The sequence below is a fragment of the Brevibacillus sp. Leaf182 genome, from assembly GCF_001423865.2.
GTDB classification, from domain to species: Bacteria; Bacillota; Bacilli; order Brevibacillales; family Brevibacillaceae; genus Brevibacillus; species Brevibacillus brevis_C.
In genome coordinates, this window is the sequence record NZ_LMPN02000024.1 from 225,799 (window position 1) to 244,767 (window position 18,969).

The 18,969-nt window shown below is 47.9% G+C and carries 20 protein-coding genes; 9 read left to right on the top strand and 11 right to left on the bottom strand.

Annotated features, from left to right (window positions below; translation table 11 throughout):
• Positions 1–57: 57 nt before the first annotated feature.
• The 4 genes from abc-f to ASG16_RS17345 form a co-directional block, all read right to left on the bottom strand.
• Positions 58–1,983, bottom strand: coding sequence for a ribosomal protection-like ABC-F family protein (abc-f, locus tag ASG16_RS17330; RefSeq protein WP_056489619.1), 1,926 nt, complete (start codon positions 1,981–1,983; stop codon positions 58–60).
• A 456-nt stretch (positions 1,984–2,439) separates the two neighbouring features.
• Positions 2,440–3,237, bottom strand: a complete 798-nt coding sequence (locus tag ASG16_RS17335; protein WP_056489621.1) for a stalk domain-containing protein — start codon at positions 3,235–3,237, stop codon at positions 2,440–2,442.
• A gap of 99 nt (positions 3,238–3,336) precedes the next feature.
• Positions 3,337–4,275, bottom strand: coding sequence for an AEC family transporter (locus tag ASG16_RS17340; protein ID WP_056489623.1), 939 nt, complete (start codon positions 4,273–4,275; stop codon positions 3,337–3,339).
• A 13-nt stretch (positions 4,276–4,288) separates the two neighbouring features.
• Positions 4,289–4,690: a hypothetical protein gene (locus tag ASG16_RS17345; RefSeq protein ID WP_056489624.1), complete on the bottom strand. Its 402-nt coding sequence runs from the start codon at positions 4,688–4,690 to the stop codon at positions 4,289–4,291.
• A gap of 807 nt (positions 4,691–5,497) precedes the next feature.
• On the opposite strand from ASG16_RS17345, the gene ASG16_RS17355 reads away from it, so the two are divergent.
• From ASG16_RS17355 to ASG16_RS17375, 5 genes are all read left to right on the top strand, one after another.
• On the top strand, positions 5,498–6,325 hold the full coding sequence (locus ASG16_RS17355; RefSeq protein WP_056489626.1) for an amino acid ABC transporter substrate-binding protein: 828 nt from the start codon (positions 5,498–5,500) through the stop codon (positions 6,323–6,325).
• Between the two features lie 80 nt (positions 6,326–6,405).
• Complete coding sequence (locus tag ASG16_RS17360; RefSeq protein ID WP_056489629.1) at positions 6,406–7,239, top strand: amino acid ABC transporter substrate-binding protein; 834 nt, start codon at positions 6,406–6,408, stop codon at positions 7,237–7,239.
• On the top strand, positions 7,226–7,921 hold the full coding sequence (locus ASG16_RS17365; RefSeq protein WP_056489631.1) for an amino acid ABC transporter permease: 696 nt from the start codon (positions 7,226–7,228) through the stop codon (positions 7,919–7,921). Before ASG16_RS17360 ends, ASG16_RS17365 begins: the two co-directional genes overlap by 14 nt.
• A gap of 17 nt (positions 7,922–7,938) precedes the next feature.
• Positions 7,939–8,673, top strand: a complete 735-nt coding sequence (locus ASG16_RS17370; RefSeq protein WP_056489633.1) for an amino acid ABC transporter ATP-binding protein — start codon at positions 7,939–7,941, stop codon at positions 8,671–8,673.
• Between the two features lie 530 nt (positions 8,674–9,203).
• Complete coding sequence (locus ASG16_RS17375; RefSeq protein ID WP_056489635.1) at positions 9,204–9,578, top strand: YybH family protein; 375 nt, start codon at positions 9,204–9,206, stop codon at positions 9,576–9,578.
• A gap of 87 nt (positions 9,579–9,665) precedes the next feature.
• On the opposite strand, the gene ASG16_RS17380 is transcribed toward ASG16_RS17375, so the two are convergent.
• Entirely contained in the window at positions 9,666–10,436 is a 771-nt protein-coding gene (locus tag ASG16_RS17380) for an ANT(4')-I family aminoglycoside nucleotidyltransferase (protein ID WP_056489636.1), read from the bottom strand.
• Positions 10,437–10,601: 165 nt separating this feature from the next.
• Complete coding sequence (locus ASG16_RS17385; RefSeq protein ID WP_056489638.1) at positions 10,602–11,525, bottom strand: LysR family transcriptional regulator; 924 nt, start codon at positions 11,523–11,525, stop codon at positions 10,602–10,604.
• A 145-nt stretch (positions 11,526–11,670) separates the two neighbouring features.
• On the opposite strand from ASG16_RS17385, the gene ASG16_RS17390 reads away from it, so the two are divergent.
• On the top strand, positions 11,671–12,153 hold the full coding sequence (locus ASG16_RS17390) for a DinB family protein (protein WP_056489640.1): 483 nt from the start codon (positions 11,671–11,673) through the stop codon (positions 12,151–12,153).
• Between the two features lie 41 nt (positions 12,154–12,194).
• Here the strand turns inward: ASG16_RS17390 and ASG16_RS17395 are convergent, their stop codons facing one another.
• Positions 12,195–12,746, bottom strand: a complete 552-nt coding sequence (locus ASG16_RS17395) for a nitroreductase family protein (RefSeq protein WP_173629349.1) — start codon at positions 12,744–12,746, stop codon at positions 12,195–12,197.
• A 156-nt stretch (positions 12,747–12,902) separates the two neighbouring features.
• On the opposite strand from ASG16_RS17395, the gene ASG16_RS17400 reads away from it, so the two are divergent.
• Positions 12,903–13,619: a GDSL-type esterase/lipase family protein gene (locus ASG16_RS17400; RefSeq protein WP_056489643.1), complete on the top strand. Its 717-nt coding sequence runs from the start codon at positions 12,903–12,905 to the stop codon at positions 13,617–13,619.
• A gap of 45 nt (positions 13,620–13,664) precedes the next feature.
• Here the strand turns inward: ASG16_RS17400 and ASG16_RS17405 are convergent, their stop codons facing one another.
• The gene (locus ASG16_RS17405) at positions 13,665–14,447 is read right to left on the bottom strand and encodes a SagB/ThcOx family dehydrogenase (RefSeq protein WP_056489645.1); all 783 of its coding nucleotides are present in this window, start codon (positions 14,445–14,447) and stop codon (positions 13,665–13,667) included.
• Positions 14,448–14,572: 125 nt separating this feature from the next.
• On the opposite strand from ASG16_RS17405, the gene ASG16_RS17410 reads away from it, so the two are divergent.
• A complete protein-coding gene (locus ASG16_RS17410) occupies positions 14,573–15,454 on the top strand; it encodes a LysR family transcriptional regulator (RefSeq protein ID WP_111914442.1) in 882 nt (293 codons plus the stop codon).
• Between the two features lie 240 nt (positions 15,455–15,694).
• On the opposite strand, the gene ASG16_RS17415 is transcribed toward ASG16_RS17410, so the two are convergent.
• From ASG16_RS17415 to ASG16_RS17425, 3 genes are all read right to left on the bottom strand, one after another.
• A complete protein-coding gene (locus tag ASG16_RS17415) occupies positions 15,695–16,078 on the bottom strand; it encodes a hypothetical protein (RefSeq protein ID WP_048034142.1) in 384 nt (127 codons plus the stop codon).
• A gap of 203 nt (positions 16,079–16,281) precedes the next feature.
• Positions 16,282–17,262, bottom strand: a complete 981-nt coding sequence (locus tag ASG16_RS17420) for a BtrH N-terminal domain-containing protein (protein WP_056489647.1) — start codon at positions 17,260–17,262, stop codon at positions 16,282–16,284.
• Positions 17,246–17,818: a PadR family transcriptional regulator gene (locus ASG16_RS17425; RefSeq protein WP_048034144.1), complete on the bottom strand. Its 573-nt coding sequence runs from the start codon at positions 17,816–17,818 to the stop codon at positions 17,246–17,248. The genes ASG16_RS17420 and ASG16_RS17425 overlap by 17 nt, the downstream gene beginning before the upstream one ends.
• A gap of 427 nt (positions 17,819–18,245) precedes the next feature.
• On the opposite strand from ASG16_RS17425, the gene ASG16_RS17430 reads away from it, so the two are divergent.
• Positions 18,246–18,917: an MFS transporter gene (locus tag ASG16_RS17430; protein WP_241970777.1), complete on the top strand. Its 672-nt coding sequence runs from the start codon at positions 18,246–18,248 to the stop codon at positions 18,915–18,917.
• The last annotated feature ends 52 nt before the right edge of the window (positions 18,918–18,969 follow it).

Sequence of the window (18,969 nt, forward strand, 5' to 3'; positions counted from 1 at the left end):
AAATGGCAGCACCGCCAGCATTCTACACTTTGCTGGCGGTGCTATTTTTATGGCAGCCTACTGTTCCTGTAGCTCCATCCATGCCGAAAAGGTTACCTCTATCTCCTGCTGAACCTGATCGATCGCTTGTTGCCAAGCCACTAACTGCTCGTAATCGGCGCCTTCACTCTGGAGCAAGGACGTCAGTTCACCTTTTCTTCCTTCTAATGAAGCTATTTTGTGTTCAAGCTCTGCCAGCTTATATGGATTCGGACGTTTGGCTGTCGCATTCGTCACGGCCGTCTCTTGGACTTGCTTGATGGCTGGCTGCTTTCGCTCTATATCCTCCGGCCTACTGGCACGAGCAGCGATCCGCTGTTTTTGCTTTTCCCTTGCTTCCTCATAGGAACCCACATCGTGAACCAACCGCTTATTTTCTACCCAAAACACACCATCTGCCATCTTTTGCAGGAAATAGCGATCATGCGAGATGATGAACAACGACCCGCGAAAATCTGCCAGCGCTTCCTCCAATGTTTCTCGCGCTTCGATATCCAGATGGTTGGTCGGTTCGTCCAGAATGAGCAGGTTGATTTCCTGATGCATCATTTGCGCCAAGCGCAGTCGCATCCGCTCTCCACCGCTCAACTGCCCGATCCGCTTAAAAACTTGTTCGCCGTAAAACATAAACCGTGCCAGCAAATGTCGTGCTTCTGGCTCCGTCACTCTGGCTACTTCACGGAAAACGTCAATCAGCCGCTGATTTTGATCCCCTTCCAAAGCCTGCTGTGACAAGTAACCTACCTTAACGCTGCTACCAATTTTCAGCGTACCTGCGTCTGGCTCTAACTCACCAAGCAGCATACGAATCAGCGTAGATTTACCGCAGCCATTTGGTCCAAGCAGCGCTTTTCGCTCCCCGTAGCGCAATAAAAAGCTAGCGTCCGCAAACAACTGTTTTCCGCCAAATGTTTTCTGTACCCCTGTCGCTTTCAGCACATCCTGCCCACTTCGGTCGGTCTTCATAAACTGCAAGCCCATGCGATCCGCTTCCATTTTCGGTCGCTCGATACGCTCAATTCGCGCCAGCGCTTTTTCCATGCTTTTTGCCCTTCGGTGAAAAGCCTCGTTTGGCGGATTGGAGCGATTGCCCCACTCCTTGAGCCGTTTGATTGTCTCTTTCATTTTCTTGATTTGCTTTTGCTGTTCCTGATAAGCGGCAAACTGGCGTAGCAAGCGCTCTTCACGCTCCGTAGCGAACGCGCTGTAATTGCCGATATAAAATTCGGCTTCTCCTCCGTCCACATGATAGACAGACGTGACGACGGCATCCAAAAAATAACGGTCATGGGAGATGATCAGGATCGTGCCCTGATAATTTTTTAAAAACTCCTCCAGCCACTCCATCGACTCCACATCCAGATGGTTGGTCGGCTCATCCAAAAGTAGAACATCGCTTTGTTGGCAGAGTAGCTTGGCAAGGCCAGCCTTTGTCTTTTCCCCACCACTGAGTTGGGCAAAAGGTGTCGCTAACAATTCTGAACTAACCCCTAAGCCCTGTGTCACCTGGGTCATTTTCGTCTCCCACTGATAGCCATCCAGTTGTTCAAATTCATCTTGCAGCTTTTGATAGCGCAGCATGAGGCGGTTTAGCTCTTGTTCATTCTCGTAAAGTAATCCCATCTGTTGCTCGAGCTCGCGCATCTGCTCTTGCAGCTTGATGACATCGGCAAACGCGCTGGCTACGACATCCGCCCCCGTCCATTCAGCCGGATACTGCGGCGTTTGCGGCAGGTACGCCCATATCGTTCCTTTTGCCCGAAAAAGCTCACCAGAATCAGGGCTTTCGATGCCTGCCAGCAGCTTGAACAACGTGGTTTTGCCTGCTCCGTTCGGTCCGACGATCCCGACGCGTTCTCCTACTTTGATTTCCAATGTGATATCTTGTAAAACCGGATCTGCTCCGTACGATTTCTGCAATTGCTGTGTCGCGACAATAATCATGATTATTTCCTCCTTGAAAAGTTGGTAACGGTTCAAAACAATGGATTTCCTGGTGGCCCCGGCACAATTTTGAAGACCACACCGCACGTGCGAGTGGACGCAAAAAAGCCGCAGGCCATTACCTGCGGCATCGTGAAAGGGACCGACCTTACGTCAGTTACCCATTATAGACAAGAACAAACCGCCCCTGATCGATGCATGGTACGCCTATGGAAACTCCGTTCAGTTGTATGCGCAAAAAAGGACAGACTGGTCCCGTTGAATGCAAAATCATGCGTCATACTGGAAGTTTCTACCACAAACCATGCTTGCAGAGTTCCGAACACGTACACACACCTCCATTTCTCAAGGGATAGGAAATCACAACCATATCTTACATCAGGCGTCACACAAAAACAAGGGGGCCTGCTACGTGCTCCTCGCTAGCAGGCCCTCTACATCTTTTACCCGATTTTTTTATCGACTTCCGTTGCCTTCTGTGGCAAACAACGGCTTCTTCGTCTCTGCATCCAGGAATACAATCGTCGTGTAAGGCGGCAGCTTTACTTTTGCCACCAAATACGGATAGGAAATCACTTGCGGGTACATTCTGCCCGGATCAGGCAACGTTTGTTTGACATACACAAAAAGCTGCTCCCAGCCCTGCTCGACTTTGGTTACTTGCAGTCCGTAGCCAGGGTTCGGTGAGGCCCCGCGTGCGATGACGTAAAGATCTCCCTGCTTGTGAATGCCTTGCTGTTCTTTTACCGAGTCAATAAACGTACGTTCCTGTTCCGTCAGCTTATCGGCATCGACAAGCGTAAACGTACTCTCTTCCCCAGCCATCACAATTTCCACCGCCTTTTTCTCGGCATTCCACGTGATTTGATGTCCGGCCTGCTCTGCCATCCATCTCAACGGCAGATACACTTGCTTGTCACGCACGATTGCGCCCTGCCCATCTAGTAGCCACTTGCCATTCAACGCTACTTTTCCTGTAACGAGGTGGAACGTCAGCGTACCTTTTGCCAGCTTCATTTCTCCATTCGTTGCATCTTGTTTCCAAGTACCTTCTAAAATCCGGCTCGCATCCTCAGCGGAGACATACGTACGCTGCTGGACGAGAATCGGTGCTTTTGCCAAGGAAGATTGCTCTCCGTTTACCAGTATCGGAGCAGTCGTTGTTTGGGGTGTGCTAGACACTGCCGCCTGCACAGGATAAGCCGCCAACACTTGCAGTGTCAGGGCAACAGCCAAAATCGATTTGCCTTTCATTGTTGTTCCTCCATCCCTGATCATCATTTTCGTCATTCTTTACTTGTTAGACATAGGGTTCCTCTGATTCGTTTCACTATGACTGAGATTGGCGAGAGATTAGTGCAAAAGCCAATTTCCCATGACCAGAACAACCGGGATAGACAAGAGCGCCAGCAAGGTGGAACAAACCGTTGTCATGGCGCCCATCTCCTCATCCGCCGCATAGCGCCCGAACAAGATCGAGGCCAATGTCAGGGTGGGCATTGCTACTTGCACAAGGGAAACGCTGACGATATCGCTGTCGATTGAAAAAACGGACAAAAGAACCGCCGTCATCAGCGGAAAAACAACTAATTTAAACGTGAGTGGCATACTTAAAAGCTTCAATGACACTTGCGGTTTGTTGCGCAAAAACATCGGCAAGAGCATACCAATGTACATCATGGCTAACGGAGAGGCGAGCTTGGACAGCGTTCCAAACAGCTGCTTCACAGGCTCAGGCGGCACAAACCCGATGATGGCAGAACCCAGTCCAAATACAATCGCAATCATCGGAATGTTGATGAGTGTCTTGAGCCCTTTCAAGGAGAAGCTTCCTTTTTCCTGGAGCATCATCACTCCTACTGTCCATAGCACGACATCCACGCCTGCGTCGAAAATAGCTGCCAAGAGCGCCCCTTTTGGCCCAAACAATGCGGCACAAAGCGGCAAACCGATGAAGCCTGTATTCCCCAAGCCGGACAAGAGCGCGATCTCCCGACGTTTTTTCACCGGAAGAGGTAGTGCACGCGCACCTAACCAGCCGATAAAAATGCCCAGGCAGTTCAGGATAATCGAAATGAAGAATATTGCAAAAATTTGGTATAAAATTTGCTGATCAATGGTTGTCTGAAAGATCCCGTCTAAGATAATGCACGGCATGGCTACGTTTACAATAATCGTGATGACGAGTTGGCGAGAGTCCGCAGTCAAGGGTTGCCGGTAGCCGATTAAGCTACCGATCCCAATGATGACGGCCATGATGAGGATGGACTGCTGCAACGTTTGTAGTTCCATGCTGCCCTCCTGCCTACATTTCTACCGGAAGCCATTCGAGTTCGGTCGGCTCCCCTTTTTCACATGTTCGTAGCAAATCTCCGCACAAAGGAACAACCTGCTCAAGCGGAACACACCAGGAAAGGGGAAAGGCAACTTCACTACCCTCGATGACAAGCGTGGACATCACCGCCGATTGTTTGTCTGCCGCAAGGACAAAGTGCTGCTCCGCCGGCTCGTGTTCTTTCCATTGCACCAATACTTTGCCGTTGTTCCCGCCTGCCACGACCAAATCCACATGGTCTCCATATGCAGCGTGAACCAATGTCCGCGTTACTCCATCCAATTGAGCGATTTCCTTCAACACTTCATGCCAAGCTACATGCTTTTGCTCCATTCCACTTCCATCTGTATACATACGCCAGTCGTTTAACATGATGATTGACTCCTTTTATCGGTGCGCTCTCCTATGAAGAACAAGCACGTCATTGCTTGTAGGCCTTTCAATTCGTACTAATTGTACGCTTCTTGTCGAGGAACCTCAACCACTACTTCTGCGCCAAGTTTCGTCTCATGCACATAGCTCCCGCATGAATGGAGAATCTTAAAAGAGATAATAAGTGTAAACGTTACTGTAGGGGTGGGGAGGAAACAGGAGAAAACGCTCAGATTCTAGGTTCACCCGCTGTGGGATTGACTGCCCGGCTCCATGAAAAAAAGCGAAACCCGCGTCCAAAGTCGTCCATTCAGGAGGCGTCTCAGAGGTGGACGCTAAGAGCTTGTTTCTCTTTTTTTCATTGCGCCTCGGTCGGTGTCCCTAAGATCTTCGCTTATTTCTCCTGTTTCCTCTACAAGCTGTCAGTTTGATTCGATTTTTTAATGCCTTAATAGATGGAAGATCGTAATCTGTTACGACAGAGAAGAATATTTCCAGACGTAGCGACTTGTGGAGTCCTACCGAGCGGAGAAGGGATTCGCGGGCAAAAGAAACGCAACCGTGCCCACGCGTCGTAGCGGCTACCACTTTTGCGTTTCCTCGTGAATCCCTTCGGAGCGGACAGTCTTTACCCCCAGCAGGACGAAGCCTGGAGCCTAGTCTGGAAATATTCTTCTCTTCACCGCAGCTGCACAGATCTCAATTCAAAGTAATCAAATAGGTTTTAACAATTTAAAGATTGACAAAGGCATGAACGACCACTACTATGAATCCATGAAATCCGATTAACATAAAGGGGATTACAACATGAAAAAAGTCATTCTGTCTACCTTACTATCTTGTCTGCTACTGGGAATGGTTGGATGCAGCACTTCCGGTTCTCCTTCTCAGCCCAATCATACAACCCCGCCTGCTGATCAAGCAGCTTCGCAAAATTTGCTGGAAAAAGTGAAAGCCGAGAAGAAGCTCGTTATTGGTACGGAAGGTACATACTCTCCGTTTACCTACCATGATCAGTCGGGCAAATTGACCGGGTATGATGTGGAGGTTGTCACAGAAGTTGCCAAGCGACTCGGTGTAGAGCCTGTGTTCCAGGAAACCCAGTGGGACGCCATGTTTGCGGGACTCGACTCCAAGCGCTTTGATGTCATTGCCAATCAGGTAGGAATCCGTCCTGACCGTCAGGAAAAGTACGATTTCTCCAAGCCATATACGATTTCCCGTGCGGTTTTGGTCACGCACAAGGACAATAACACCGTCAAAGACTTCAAGGATATCAAAGGGTTAAAAGCCGGACAATCCATGACCAGTAACTACGCTGACCTCGCACGCGCCAATGAGGCGGAAATCGTCGGTGTAGACAACTTCAATCAGGCGATTGACCTGATCGCACAAAAACGAGTGGACGTTGTGCTCAACGATAATTTGTCGGTGCTTGATTTTCTGAAACAAAAGCCGGATACGCCAATCAAAGTCGTGGCAAAAAATGCAGATGGCCAACCAACCGCTTTCATGTTCCGAAAAGGAAGCACAGAACTCACTGACGCGATTAACAAAGTGCTCGATGAGATGCATCAGGACGGCACCCTTTCCAAAATTTCCACTAAATGGTTCGGCGAGGACATCACGAAGTAATTCTTACTGATTGACAAAATTGTCTGTCCCTTTTAGTATGTTCCTATTCAAATTCACATCGGTTTAGTGGGGGTTACTTTATGAAAAAACTATTATTTTCCCTTCTCGCTTCCACTCTGTTAGTCGCATTGGCAGGTTGCGGGTCGTCTTCAACGGGACAACCACCGCAAAATAGTGCCGCTCCTGCCCCAACAGAAGAGAAAACAGAACAAAACTTGTTGGAAAAAGTAAAAGCTGACGGTAAAATTCTGATTGGAACGGAGGGCACATACGCGCCGTTTACGTTCCACGATCAGTCTGGCAAGCTGACGGGCTATGATGTGGAGGTCGTGACAGAGGTAGCGAAGCGCATCGGTGTCACGCCTGTGTTTCAAGAAACACAATGGGATGCGATGTTCGCGGGTCTCGACTCCAAGCGCTTTGATGTCGTAGCCAATCAAGTAGGCATTCGCCCTGATCGCCAGGAAAAGTACGACTTCTCCAATCCATATACCGTATCCACAGCGGTCCTTGTCACCCATAAAGACAACACGACCGTAAAAGGCTTCGAGGATATTAAAGGTCTGAAAGCAGCACAAACATTGACGAGCAACCTCACCGATATCGCGAAGAAAAACGGAGCGGAAATCGTCGGTGTGGAAGGCTTTAACCAAGCGATTGACCTGCTTGTTTCCAAGCGTGTAGACATTACGATCAACGATGGGATTTCCCTGTTGGACTTCATGAAGCAAAAGCCTGATGTTCCTATCAAAATAATCGCAAAAGATCCGAACGTAGCGAAAAACGGCTTCCTCTTCCGCAAGGGCAGCACAGAGCTGGTTGATGCATTCAACAAAGCACTGGATGACATGACGAAAGATGGTACCCTCGCAAAAATATCAGAGAAATGGTTTGGTGCAGATGTCTCTAAGTAGCTTCTTTGAAAACCCAGAACGCCTGAACCGATGGATCGATATCGCGCAAAGCTCCTTTCTTCCCCTGTTGAAAGGAGCCTTGCTCTATTCTTTAACAATCGCCATCGCTGCCTTTTTCATTGGTCTAATCTTAGCGGTTCTCACTGCGCTTGCACGTCTATCCGGCATAAAGCCGCTGATTGCCATCGCCCGCTTTTATGTATCGATCATTCGCGGTACTCCTTTATTGGTCCAATTGTTCATCATTTTTTACGGATTGCCGAGCATCGGCTTGATGATCGATCCGATACCGTCGGCAATCATCGGCTTCTCTCTCAGCGTAGGTGCCTACTCCTCCGAGGTAGTACGTGCCGCGATCTTGTCCATTCACAAAGGGCAATGGGAAGCAGCCTACTCCCTGGGGATGACCTACTGGCAAGCACTGCGCAGAGTCGTGCTCCCTCAGGCAGCTCGCGTCTCCATTCCTCCTTTATCCAATTCGTTTATTAGTTTGGTCAAGGATACTTCGCTGGCTTCGGTCGTTCTGGTTCCGGAGATGTTTCGCAAAGCCCAGGAAGTCGTTGCTGCGACATATGAGCCGCTGCTCGTCTATGTGGAAGCGGCCCTTATCTACTGGGTGATTTGTTTCGTACTCTCCATTATCCAGGATCGCATTGAAAACAAGCTGGACCGTTACGTCTAAAAAGCAGGTGAAAACGAATGATTACGATCACGGATGTGCATAAACAATTCAACACCTTACATGTGCTCAAAGGCATTTCCCTCTCGGTGGAAAAAGGAAAGGTAGTCGTTATCATCGGTCCTTCTGGCTCCGGGAAGACAACCTTGCTTCGCTGCCTGAATGCACTTGAGGTTCCGACCAGCGGCAGCGTCCAAATTGGCGACGTCAAGCTGGACTTTTCCAAAAAAGTAGAGAGAACAAGTATTCCGAAGCTGCGTAAGCAGACAGGGATGGTGTTCCAAAACTACAATCTGTTCCCTCACATGACAGCCGTTGAAAATGTCATGGAGGGGCCTGTCACTGTCAAAAAGGAAGACAAAGAAAAAGCACGCACGAAAGCCGTTGCTCTCCTGAAAAAGGTCGGTCTCGGCGACAAGCTGGACCATTTTCCGGCACAGTTGTCTGGCGGACAGCAGCAGCGCGTAGGGATTGCGCGGGCATTGGCGATGGACCCGCAAGTCATGCTATTTGACGAGCCTACCTCCGCTCTCGACCCTGAGCTCGTTGGCGAAGTGTTGAAGGTGATGAAGGAGCTTGCCCAGGAAGGAATGACAATGATCGTTGTCACGCACGAGATGGGGTTCGCCCGGGAAGTGGCCGACGAAGTTATTTTCATGGACCAAGGCGTCATCGTGGAGCGAGATACACCTTCCAATTTGTTCGCAAAACCGCGTGAGGAACGCACACGTCAGTTTTTGCAGCATTTGAAGTAGTGACTAGAAAAAAGACTCTGTCTCTTGTATAAGAGCACAGAGTCTTTTCTTTGCAAGTACCTTAATCATCAATAAAGCAAATCACTAGGAAAATAATAATGAGAATCCAAATGAACCCGCCACCAAAAAAGCCGAAGCCTCCGCGATCGCAACCCATGATCTTCCTCACCTCTCATAGAAATCAGATGGACGCACCGATCTGCTGGCAAGGATCAGTACACATTCAGCTTATGACAGCCGCATCTCTCCTGTATGGATGCCTGTCTATCCCAGCGATTAAAAAGAAAAAAACGGGTGCTTGCCCTCCGCATATATAGAAAGCCTAAAATTAACAAATGCTTCATGTTCTCTCTACTCTTCCTTAACATCAGACAACTATCATGAATGTGTCAGACCCTACGATGGACATTACGTCCTCCATTTCCGCCCGAATAGCCCCCTTCTACATCGGGCGGGCTTTTTTTCTTTGCCGCAAACCTATAAAATATGGATAAATAGACCATTTTTTAGCGGAGAGAGGGATTTACTTCATGGAAGAGTATAAACGGGCGTTAGCGCAATATATTGACGCTACCAATACACATGACTTTGCCAATGTAGAAAAAGTGCTTCATCCGAATGCCATTTACTGGTTTTCCGACAAGACGTGTACATCCATGAGTGAGATCCGCGCTTACTTTGAAAATGCATGGCATCTGATCAAGGATGAAGTCTATGCAGCTACGGATGTCCAGTGGATTGCTGTCGATCAAAGATCCGCTAGCTGTGTATATACGTATCAATATCAAGGCTATTACAACGGGGAATTCGTCAAGGGAAGTGGTAGAGCCACGAATATTTTTACGAAAACAGAGACAGATGAATGGAAGCTCATTCATGAGCATTTGAGTGGCAAAGTTGAGTAAGAAAAAATAAAAGCCTCGCTAGGAAACAAGGCTTTCTTGGTAAGTCGAGACCCCTTTTGGTAGGGGTCTCATTTCTTTTTTTATCCATTAAAAAGGAATTCGTTCTGAATGAATCACATACTGATGCTGTGCAGCCCACTCTTGGAGACCATCCCAGAATGCTTCGCAAGCGGTAACGATTTTTGCTGGATCAGTCAAATCCCCCGTCATTACCAAGCTGGCTACCTGATCGAATCCAGCCGGACGATGCGGTAATTCCAGCGCTTCTGGCAAAACCTTGGCCCCTGTTGAGTAAAGCTGTCGGTTATGCAGCCCGATCAACATCGCACCGTATTGGGCAAACTCCATAGCCAAATAGGGCAGATAGGTGTGGGGGCCGTTTAGATTTACGTTTCGCAGCTTGCCAATAAACTCATACATTTCCCCTACGAGAATACCGTTGATATTCTCTGTGAACGCTTCCTGCGACGGTGATTCTGCTGCTTTTTTGAGCGTTTCAAAAAAGCCCTTCGGATCGTACAGACTGAGCGGAGAAAAGAATGGGCCATGTGTCAGCGGCCAATCATCCTCGACAGTAGCAGCAGTGTTCAGCAAAACATCTGCACTGCACACATTCACTTCAGCCTTCCAAGGTCCCGCTGACCATTCGTAGCTAAATTCTATTTCTTCCCCTGATTCTTCTAGTACACAAAACATCTCGATATCCGAGTAAGGGCCGTCTGTCCCTCGAGAAACGGAACCATACACCCCAATGGCCAGAACCTTTTCTTTGTACACTTCCTGTAATCTTTCAGCAATTTCTTGGCAGGTTTGCAATCGTTCACTTCGAGATATTTGTACAGGTCCATTCATGTTCATTTACGTACATCTCCCTTGATATATTGTGGGGTGAGCTGACACAAATACATGAATGGAGGACCTCGGGATTAACGGGGGACTTTTTTTGGATGCATGTGAACTTCCTCCCATCGAGCAGATCGTAAGGCTCGTAATGATAAGCATTTTACCAAGGAAAGAAAAATCTTACGAGTGATTTTTATTCGTGGTGGGAGCATGGGCGTTGTCGATGGCCGATTGAATATATGCTTGTAGCGTATCGATGAAGGTACGAGCGGCGAACCCCATATATTTGTCCCTGCGATAAACCAGACAGATATCTTGGCTGGGTGTCGGATGCAAGAGGTTGATGATCGCAATCTCGTCGTCGTTTACGTTTTGCAACAATAAGCTAGGCAGGATACAGCCCCCGATCCCCTTTTTTACAAGAGTCAATAGAGACAGGAGTGTGGTCGTTTCGATATGAGGCTGCAAGCGAAAGCCTTCCTGTATGCAATAGCGATTGATGAGCTGTCTCGCTTGGTGATCCGGCGGAAACATCACCATTTTTACATCTTGAAGCTGATCAAACTTGATTGCCTTTTCCTTGGCAAGTGGATGTGCGGGATGAACCGCCAATGCAAACTCTTCGTGAAAAAGCGGAATGACAGTGATTCTCTCATCCGGCTCAGGTAACACAGTCACGCCCAAATCAATCTCACCGGATATGATTTGCTCCACTATTCTTGTAGACTCCATGACGGATAAGGATGTTTTGGGATACAAGCGGTGGAATTCTACAAGAAGAGCATCAAACAACAAATCAGCATCGCCAGGCAGGACACCGATCGTGAGCGTGCCCCCTTCGTTATTTTTCATGGCTGCAATCGCTTCGCGTGCGTAGTCGATATGGGAAAAAACATGCCGACTCTGTTCCAGCAATACCTTTCCTGCTTCCGTCAGCTTGATTCGCTTGCCTAAGCGGTCAAACAGCGGGACACCCAGCTCACTCTCTAAAAACTTGATTTGCTGGCTGAGATTAGACTGCGAGGTACACAGCTTTTCTGAGGCCCGGGAAAAATGCATTTCCTCACATATTGCCATAAAATACTCCAATTGCCTGAGCTCCATTGCTTCACCTCTTGCGCCCATTATCATTTTTACTAATCATTCTAATCGGAAAAGCATGATTGTTGCGATTTCCCCTACGACGTACACTTTAGTTGACGGTAAGATTGCTGTCAATCATAGGAAAATGATAGGGAGGTTTTGTCTCATGTCTCAAAGCATGATCACTACTGCCACATCCGTTCGTCAAATTGGCCTGCAACAGATTCCCATGATTCCCGAGGAGCTATTGGATGTTCAATCCCCCGCTTTTTCAAATACACTTCGCTGGAATATCGGGCATATCGTCTTTTGTTTTCAGCATTTCCTGTCCATCGGCTTGCCTTACCAATCTGACCTGCCCGCTTCTTACGCTACTCTTTTTCAGACAGGAACGAAGCCTTCTGACTGGACGACTGCACCACCCTCGAAAGATGAGCTGATTCACTACTTGTCTGTACAGCTTGAACGGTTGGCCTCCGTGACCCCTGACGAGCTAGAGACAGCTTTGCCGGCTCCTATTATAATGGGACCCTTCCAGTTTACGACGGTAGGTGAAGTCTTTAACTTTGCCGTCATGCACGAGTCCATTCATCTGGGGATCATTTCTAGTATGGTAAAAGTCGTAGCGCAGGAAGCCGCAGCAAAGTAATGGCAAAAAAACGAGACCCTCGAATGGTCTCGTTTTTACATTTATTCGAACCGAGTGAACTTTTCTTCGGCAGGTGTGCGAGTGCGTGCTGCTGGTACATTTTCCTGATCGAAAAAACCGAGGTGCAGGAAACCAACGACTTTCTCTCCTGGTGCAACACCCAAGATGGCGTGTGCCTTCGGGTCCCAGTTGTGCGCGTTTGTTTTCCAGACGACGCCTAATCCACGCTCCCATGCGAGCAACTGGAAGTTTTGAATGAGAGCTGCCGTCGCACTGAAATCTTCTTCCCATTGTTTTTGGCGCGGATCTTCTTTCATGATGACAACTAAATAAGCGGCTGGTTGGTTGTACATGTCTCTGCGCGCCTGATGGGCTTCTGGAGGATAGCAGGTGATCAGCTTCTCTACAAACGCTTCTTTTTTCTCTGACGATACAAACATAAATCTCCATGGCTCACGAATACCATGGTTCGGCGCGTACACTGCGTCATTCAACAGCTCCAGAACAAGCTCTTCGGACACAGTGTCTGGTTTATAGTCTTTTTTAATAGAGCGGCGCTCTCGAATGATTTTGGCAATGGACACAACGGTCACCTCTTCTCTTCGACTTCCACACTTTGATAATGGTTATCACTCTTATTCAGAACATATGTTATCGCGTACACTCGGCAAAATCAAGTAAGAAGTAAACGAAACTGCACACCACGCTTACAGGGATATGGTAAACTTTTGGTCGAGGAGGGATGTAGCTTGGACGGACAGCGCCCAGCTCTCATAAAGCCCGGATTTTTCAGTATCGATGCGCCAGCAGACAGGCGACGCAACGAATTTGACTTTCATAATGAAGCGCTGCTCTTCCATCAGCAGCCAGTCAATTTTGTTTTTTTCGGCGATTCCATCACGCATTGGTGGAATCTCGCTACTTTTTTTGGCCGGTCGGGTCAAACGATCGTCAATCGTGGAATCGGCGGTGACACAACCGAACAGGCCCGCAGACGTTTTGCCGCGGATGTCCTTCAATTGAAGCCACGTTACGTGGTGATCATGATCGGGATTAACAATACGTGGGCGTTGGATACATTCTTGCCTTCTGACCGACTGACACCCCAAGAGATTTGCCAGCAGGTGACCACTGATGTAGAAGCAATGGTGCATGCGGCTCTCGAGCAAGGCATTCAGCCCATTCTTTGTTCCCTTTTGCCTACATGCATGGATCGATACGCACGCAACTATGAGCGAAATAAGCTCGTCATCACTATCAATAAACGTTTTCAAGTGATTGCTGAACAAGCAGACTGTCTCTATGTCGATTATCACTCCCGCATGACGGACGCAGATGGCATTACACTGCGCAAGGAATTGGCTGACGACGGACTTCATCCGCATGTCCTCGGCTACCAGCTCATGGCGACCGTTCTGCGCGATACACTCTCTACACGTGACATCGCACTTGGCACACCATCATGAATGAAAAAAAGGATGCGGCTTCTTATGCCCATCCTTTTTTGCTGCTTATTCCGGTCGACGGTCCGTCAGCCAATGCCCGCCTGCGATTTTGCCTACTGATGCCATCAAAACAGACAAATGGGACGTGCCATCAATGCCTAAATATTCGTTCATGTCATGATCCATCCAGTGACCAATCGTCGTTACCCCAAGCCCCAGTCCGTTTGCTACCAAATGCAGGTTCTGCGACACGTGCCCGGAATCCCACCAAATATAGCGGTACGCACGCTCTTTGTATTTGTCTTTCGTGCGATCCACCATGGCTGTCCAAACAAAATTGACAGCAGCCCGTCTTGTCACTTCTTGTTCTTCCGTGAACAGATAGGCGATCTCGGACGTGTCTTCTCTCTTCAGTCCCTCCAAGCACCAATTCTGTACATCCAGGTGATACAGGCCTTTCTCCAGCCCCTCCACGTTGTTGATCATCAGGTACGTCTCAATCGGATACAGGGCGCCAGCAGACGGCGTTGTGCGTAATTGATAGTCTCCCATATCATCTGTGATGCCCTGTGTACCCCACAGTAGGAGATTCAATTCGTTAAGCGTCATGGGCTGCTTTAAGAAATTACGCTTGGATCTTCTGTTGGCAAGGACCTCCCACAAATCGACGGACGCTGGAAACTGCGGCTTGCCCAAATCAATGCGAACAAATACCTCTTCATATCGCAAATACGTCGCCGGTCTTTTCGAAAAATCGTAACGAGAGGCCCAGCCTTTTTCCAGCTCGCCTACTCGGTAAGAGGTTGCCTCGATAAATTCATTTGCAATTCGCTGCCATTCGGGATGCATCTATGTTCCTCCTCGTATGTTCTTGGTGGTGATGTCTTTTACTATACGAAGCTCTTTTCCATTAGTAAAACAATGATTTATAATATTTTTCATAAGATAAAACTAATGAAAAGGAACGAGGAGAGATGACGCTTACCCAACTGCAAGTGTTTGTCGCCGCAGCAAAAGCTGGTAGCTTCACGCGAGCAGCAGAAGAAATCGGCTTTACGCAATCCGCCGTCTCGCAAATGATTCAGACCCTGGAAAAAGAGCTAGGCGTCAGCCTTTTTCAGCGAAGTCGCAGCGGAATCACTCCGACGAGCATCGGGGAGCGAATGCTTGCGCACGCTCGCGACATTTTGAACATCACATCCTGCATGACGGAGGAAGCAAACGTGGCCCGCGGGATTTCGTCCGGTACCCTGCGTATTGCCTCGATCCCCAGCGTCGCCTCCCGCTTTTTACCCGGACTTTTGGGCAGCTTTCGCAAGCGGTTTCCGGCTGTGGACATCCTGCTTTTGGAAGATGATAGCGATGAAATTAGCAACTGGCTGCACAGCTCGGTTGTCGACATTGCTTTTACCGTTATGCCTGATAAGGAAATGCAAACGTTGCCGCTCTTGCAAGACGAAATGATGGTCATTTTGCCAGATACCCATCCATTGAAGGACAGTCAGACCCTTCGTTTTTCCGAAATCGCGGAGCGTTGTTTTATCATGCCAAAGGATGGCTGTATCCGAAAAATGCTGCAAGAAAATCACATCACCCCAACGGTTACGTTTGAAGTGCGTGAGGTGTATACGATTTTGACCATGGTGCAGGAGTATATCGGCGTCACCATTATGCCTGAACTGTACATGCCACCTGTCATCCCCAAAGTCGTAGCGATCCCTCTGTCGCCCCCGATTACAAGGGAAGTGGTGCTCGCAGTGCGCAATTGGCAGTCGATCTCCCCACTCACGGCAGAGTTCGCCGTTCACAGCCAGCAATATGTAAAAGGTATAGACTTCACGCCAACGAGCAAGTAGCCACACGAACAAAGCCCTCGCCTATTGGGATTGGCGGGGCTTTTGATTTCTATATACCCCATTTTTTATCGCCTCCACCTTTCCTCTGCTTTCAGATTAAAATTGGCGATTCTGGATAAAAATGGTTGTTTTTTTAGTAGCCGAATAGTTGTGTATATTTTACCACTTCCTGACTCCCATGGAAAAGAAAGCAGAAGCATTTGTAGTACCAGTAGCCATCGAAGGCAATTGCGTGCGAATTTAAAGCTCTATTTCACCTGCTCGATCTTGCTCCAGATGAACAAGTGGAACAGGAGAGTAGATAAACGTATCCCCGTCGTTTTCAAGCTTGTACATGATACAAAATAAAGCTGAACCTCTATGATCGCCACTAGGTATGGAGAAAATCATGGCTGGACAGCGCAGCTCAGCAGAATGAACGCTTGCACACAGATCTTTATAAGTCACAACAGCAAGGTTGTCGACATCAGCGAGATGCTGTTGACAATCCCCGATAACTTGCCTGTAATACTCTATATTCTGATTATACTTATTCGCAAAGCTCTGCTTATACTCCTCAATGCTAAGAAAGCAACACTCCCAATCCAAAGGTGGGATACTTAACACATAGCGATAGAACTTCAACTTTCTGATTCCTCCTTTTTTGAAATCGAGCTATTATACGCGATCATAAGCATATAGGTATTTTCGGAAGGATCCATCCCGAAGTCTTAGACCCCACTGTGTTATTAAGCTATCGTCCGTTAGTTAAATTACAGCTTTAATTGGTGATACGGTTCACCGTAACGGGTCGGACGGTCATTTTCTACTGATATGAAATAAGGCTATCACAACAATAGCTCCATGGCTTCGCGTTCTTTATCCGCAATCTCGAGCAACAGCTTAGACGCGTGCACGAGCTCTTGGTGCTCACCTGTTCTTCCTGCATGGTCGATTGAAGCAGAGACGCTAACCCACATTGGTGCGATCTCTGTAAACATAGAGTGGGCTTGTTCGATCCTCGGGTCCTCCAGCCGATCAGCACATTCTCTCAAATAATCCCTATACAGATTCCGAAATAAAGCGCCGCCGGTTCCCGCCCGCTCCATTAGCATCGTGGTAAGACATAAATCATGTTCGAAATTGTTGCTGCGAGAAGGCCACTTCAAGATTTCATTGCTCATTTTAACAACGCCTCTATTGCCAATATTCTGAATGGGCGGGTTCAGATAGTCATGCGCATTCATGGTCAAGGATTTGCGCATAGCAGAAACAAGCGGAAGCAATGCGTCGTTTGGCTCGATCGTAAAGGAACGATTCCGGGAGCTCATGGGTCCCTTTGCATTTCTGGCAGCGGCCAAGCTTGTCAAACTCGTCTTCACTAGTCCACCCTGTTGTCTGGTGTCCGCCAAGTAGGCGTATTCGTCATCTATACCGTAAAGTACCGCATAGTGACCGGCGAAGTGCACTTTGTTCGTAAAATAATCCAAGTAATAGGCATCTAATTTAAGCCCAACCGGAATGCCGTGTTCGATGCTGCTTCGGACGTTCTGCCACGCCTTATTGACGGACGAGGTTTCTTGATATCTGACGTTCAAGCCGAGTCGTTCGGCGAGATAAGCGGTCAGTTTATCGGGTTTTATCCTTCCTCCGATGAAGGGGAAGTCCATTCCCTTCGAATCCCAGTATATGAATCCAAGCCCTTGCCCGAGTCCGAACAACATCGGCTCAGACAGGTGGACTCCCGCATATTGCATTAAATTGCCCATGGCGGTTGTTTCGCAATGTTCGCCTTGATAAGGGATGAAACCTTCAATAAATTTGACCATGGCTACTTGCCTCCTCCAATAATTCATGTATGAAACGTCTAACAAACGCTTGCTCGCTCTCGATTAAGCTGAATGGATGCAAGAACAACGCCCTTACGTTCAGCGGCAAGCTAGCTCCGCCTTGTGATTCGTACTTCTGTCTTATTTTTATCGAGGCTTGTTCAAGAAAATCCAGTCGTTTCCGTAAAGCAATGACGGCCTCTTCCTTCCCGATATGGGGCAAAGCGGCCAAACCGAGATCGAAGCGGTTGTCACGCTCCCGTGTAGACGACAGACTGTCAAGAATTTCATTTCTCAGCTTACGTATACCCACTTCGGTGAGGGCAAACCGGGTCGGCGCTGGCCCCTTGCCGGATTTCTCGTCGGATGTCTCGGGTGAGATCCATCCTTTATCGCTAAGTTTCTTCAATCCTGTATATATCGAGGTTGTACCGATATTCGCCCATTCTTTATAACCTCGCTGTTCGACTAACTTCATAATATCGTATCCGGAAGCTTGACGATGTTCCGCGATCATTTGCAGGAGCATGAATTCGACATTCGATAATGTATGCATAGAGAGACTCCTTACCTTTAATATTTCATATGTGAAATATAACGTAGGTGTAATAAAAATTCAATAACCGAATCAGCTAGAAAACTACAGCTTGAGCGCGACCAATTCTTGTCGCCGCTAACTTTTTCAGGGGTGCATTACTGCTCATTATGCCGTTGACATCCTTAACTTGATTCCTGAATATGACAGTTCTATATTTGGTTGCCTTCATAGTGGGGATCTGTACTGTCTTTTTTGATGTTGCTTATACATCCTTTGTGCCTTCCATTGTGAGCAAGGAGCAGCTTGTTGATGGGAATAGCAAGCTAGAGACAAGTAAATCTACCGCACAAATTACTGGGCCGGGTTTATCAGGTGGACTGGAACAGTTAATAACCGCTCCTTTTGCAATATTGTTCTTACGTCGGTATCCTTTTTTGTATCCGCTGTGTACATAGCCCGGATTCGCAAATTGGAGACAGTCGTGACAGATGCCAACAAACAAAAAAACATGTGGCTGGAAATGAAAGAAGGGCTGCTTACGGTTTACACAAAACCGTTGCTGTGGGGAGTGGTGCGCTGCTCAACAATCTTTAACCTTTCCTGGAATGTTATTTTTAGTGTTTATGTGCTATATGCATCGCAAGAACTCAAAATCAGTGCGAGCATTCTTGGCATCATTTATGGAACGCTAGGAGTAGGGTACCTATTTGGCTCTCTGCTTGCCCAAAGGGCTGTACGTCGTTTTGGAGTAGGTCCAACAATTGTGGGTTCCGCTACGGTCGCAGCAAGTGGCGGTTTGCTTGCTCCATTAGCAGTAGGATCAGAATTAAGTATGGCGTTGATTATGATGACGGGACAGCTTCTTTTCGGAATGGGTGTCTCCATGTTTAGCATTAGTACCATCAGTTTACGTCAAGTAATTGTACCCGATGCCCTGCAAGGTCGCGTGAATGCTACGTTTCGATTTATCTCGTGGGGTTCTTTACCGCTTGGTTCGTTAATGGGAAGGATGATAGGGGGCACAATGGGTTTACGATTCGCTTTATTTGCGGGTGGCATTGGATTGTTAGCTTCGGCTTGTAATTATTGTTCACCCCATTTTTACAACTACGCATGAAATCGTTTCATGAATGAACATTGGAAAAAGATGTGTCTATAAAGAGCTAAGG

Bases quoted from the DNA above. Each gene is read 5' to 3' on its own strand.
- ASG16_RS17380 (WP_056489636.1), bottom strand. From the start codon at position 10,436: ATGAACATGAATGGACCTGTACAAATATCTCGAAGTGAACGATTGCAA.
- ASG16_RS17420 (WP_056489647.1), bottom strand. From the start codon at position 17,262: ATGGTCAAATTTATTGAAGGTTTCATCCCTTATCAAGGCGAACATTGC.
- ASG16_RS17370 (WP_056489633.1), top strand. From the start codon at position 7,939: ATGATTACGATCACGGATGTGCATAAACAATTCAACACCTTACATGTG.
- ASG16_RS17375 (WP_056489635.1), top strand. From the start codon at position 9,204: ATGGAAGAGTATAAACGGGCGTTAGCGCAATATATTGACGCTACCAAT.
- ASG16_RS17335 (WP_056489621.1), bottom strand. From the start codon at position 3,237: ATGAAAGGCAAATCGATTTTGGCTGTTGCCCTGACACTGCAAGTGTTG.
- ASG16_RS17355 (WP_056489626.1), top strand. From the start codon at position 5,498: ATGAAAAAAGTCATTCTGTCTACCTTACTATCTTGTCTGCTACTGGGA.
- abc-f (WP_056489619.1), bottom strand. From the start codon at position 1,983: ATGATTATTGTCGCGACACAGCAATTGCAGAAATCGTACGGAGCAGAT.
- ASG16_RS17365 (WP_056489631.1), top strand. From the start codon at position 7,226: ATGTCTCTAAGTAGCTTCTTTGAAAACCCAGAACGCCTGAACCGATGG.
- ASG16_RS17410 (WP_111914442.1), top strand. From the start codon at position 14,573: ATGACGCTTACCCAACTGCAAGTGTTTGTCGCCGCAGCAAAAGCTGGT.
- ASG16_RS17390 (WP_056489640.1), top strand. From the start codon at position 11,671: ATGTCTCAAAGCATGATCACTACTGCCACATCCGTTCGTCAAATTGGC.
- ASG16_RS17385 (WP_056489638.1), bottom strand. From the start codon at position 11,525: ATGGAGCTCAGGCAATTGGAGTATTTTATGGCAATATGTGAGGAAATG.
- ASG16_RS17405 (WP_056489645.1), bottom strand. From the start codon at position 14,447: ATGCATCCCGAATGGCAGCGAATTGCAAATGAATTTATCGAGGCAACC.
- ASG16_RS17425 (WP_048034144.1), bottom strand. From the start codon at position 17,818: ATGCATACATTATCGAATGTCGAATTCATGCTCCTGCAAATGATCGCG.
- ASG16_RS17360 (WP_056489629.1), top strand. From the start codon at position 6,406: ATGAAAAAACTATTATTTTCCCTTCTCGCTTCCACTCTGTTAGTCGCA.
- ASG16_RS17340 (WP_056489623.1), bottom strand. From the start codon at position 4,275: ATGGAACTACAAACGTTGCAGCAGTCCATCCTCATCATGGCCGTCATC.
- ASG16_RS17345 (WP_056489624.1), bottom strand. From the start codon at position 4,690: ATGTTAAACGACTGGCGTATGTATACAGATGGAAGTGGAATGGAGCAA.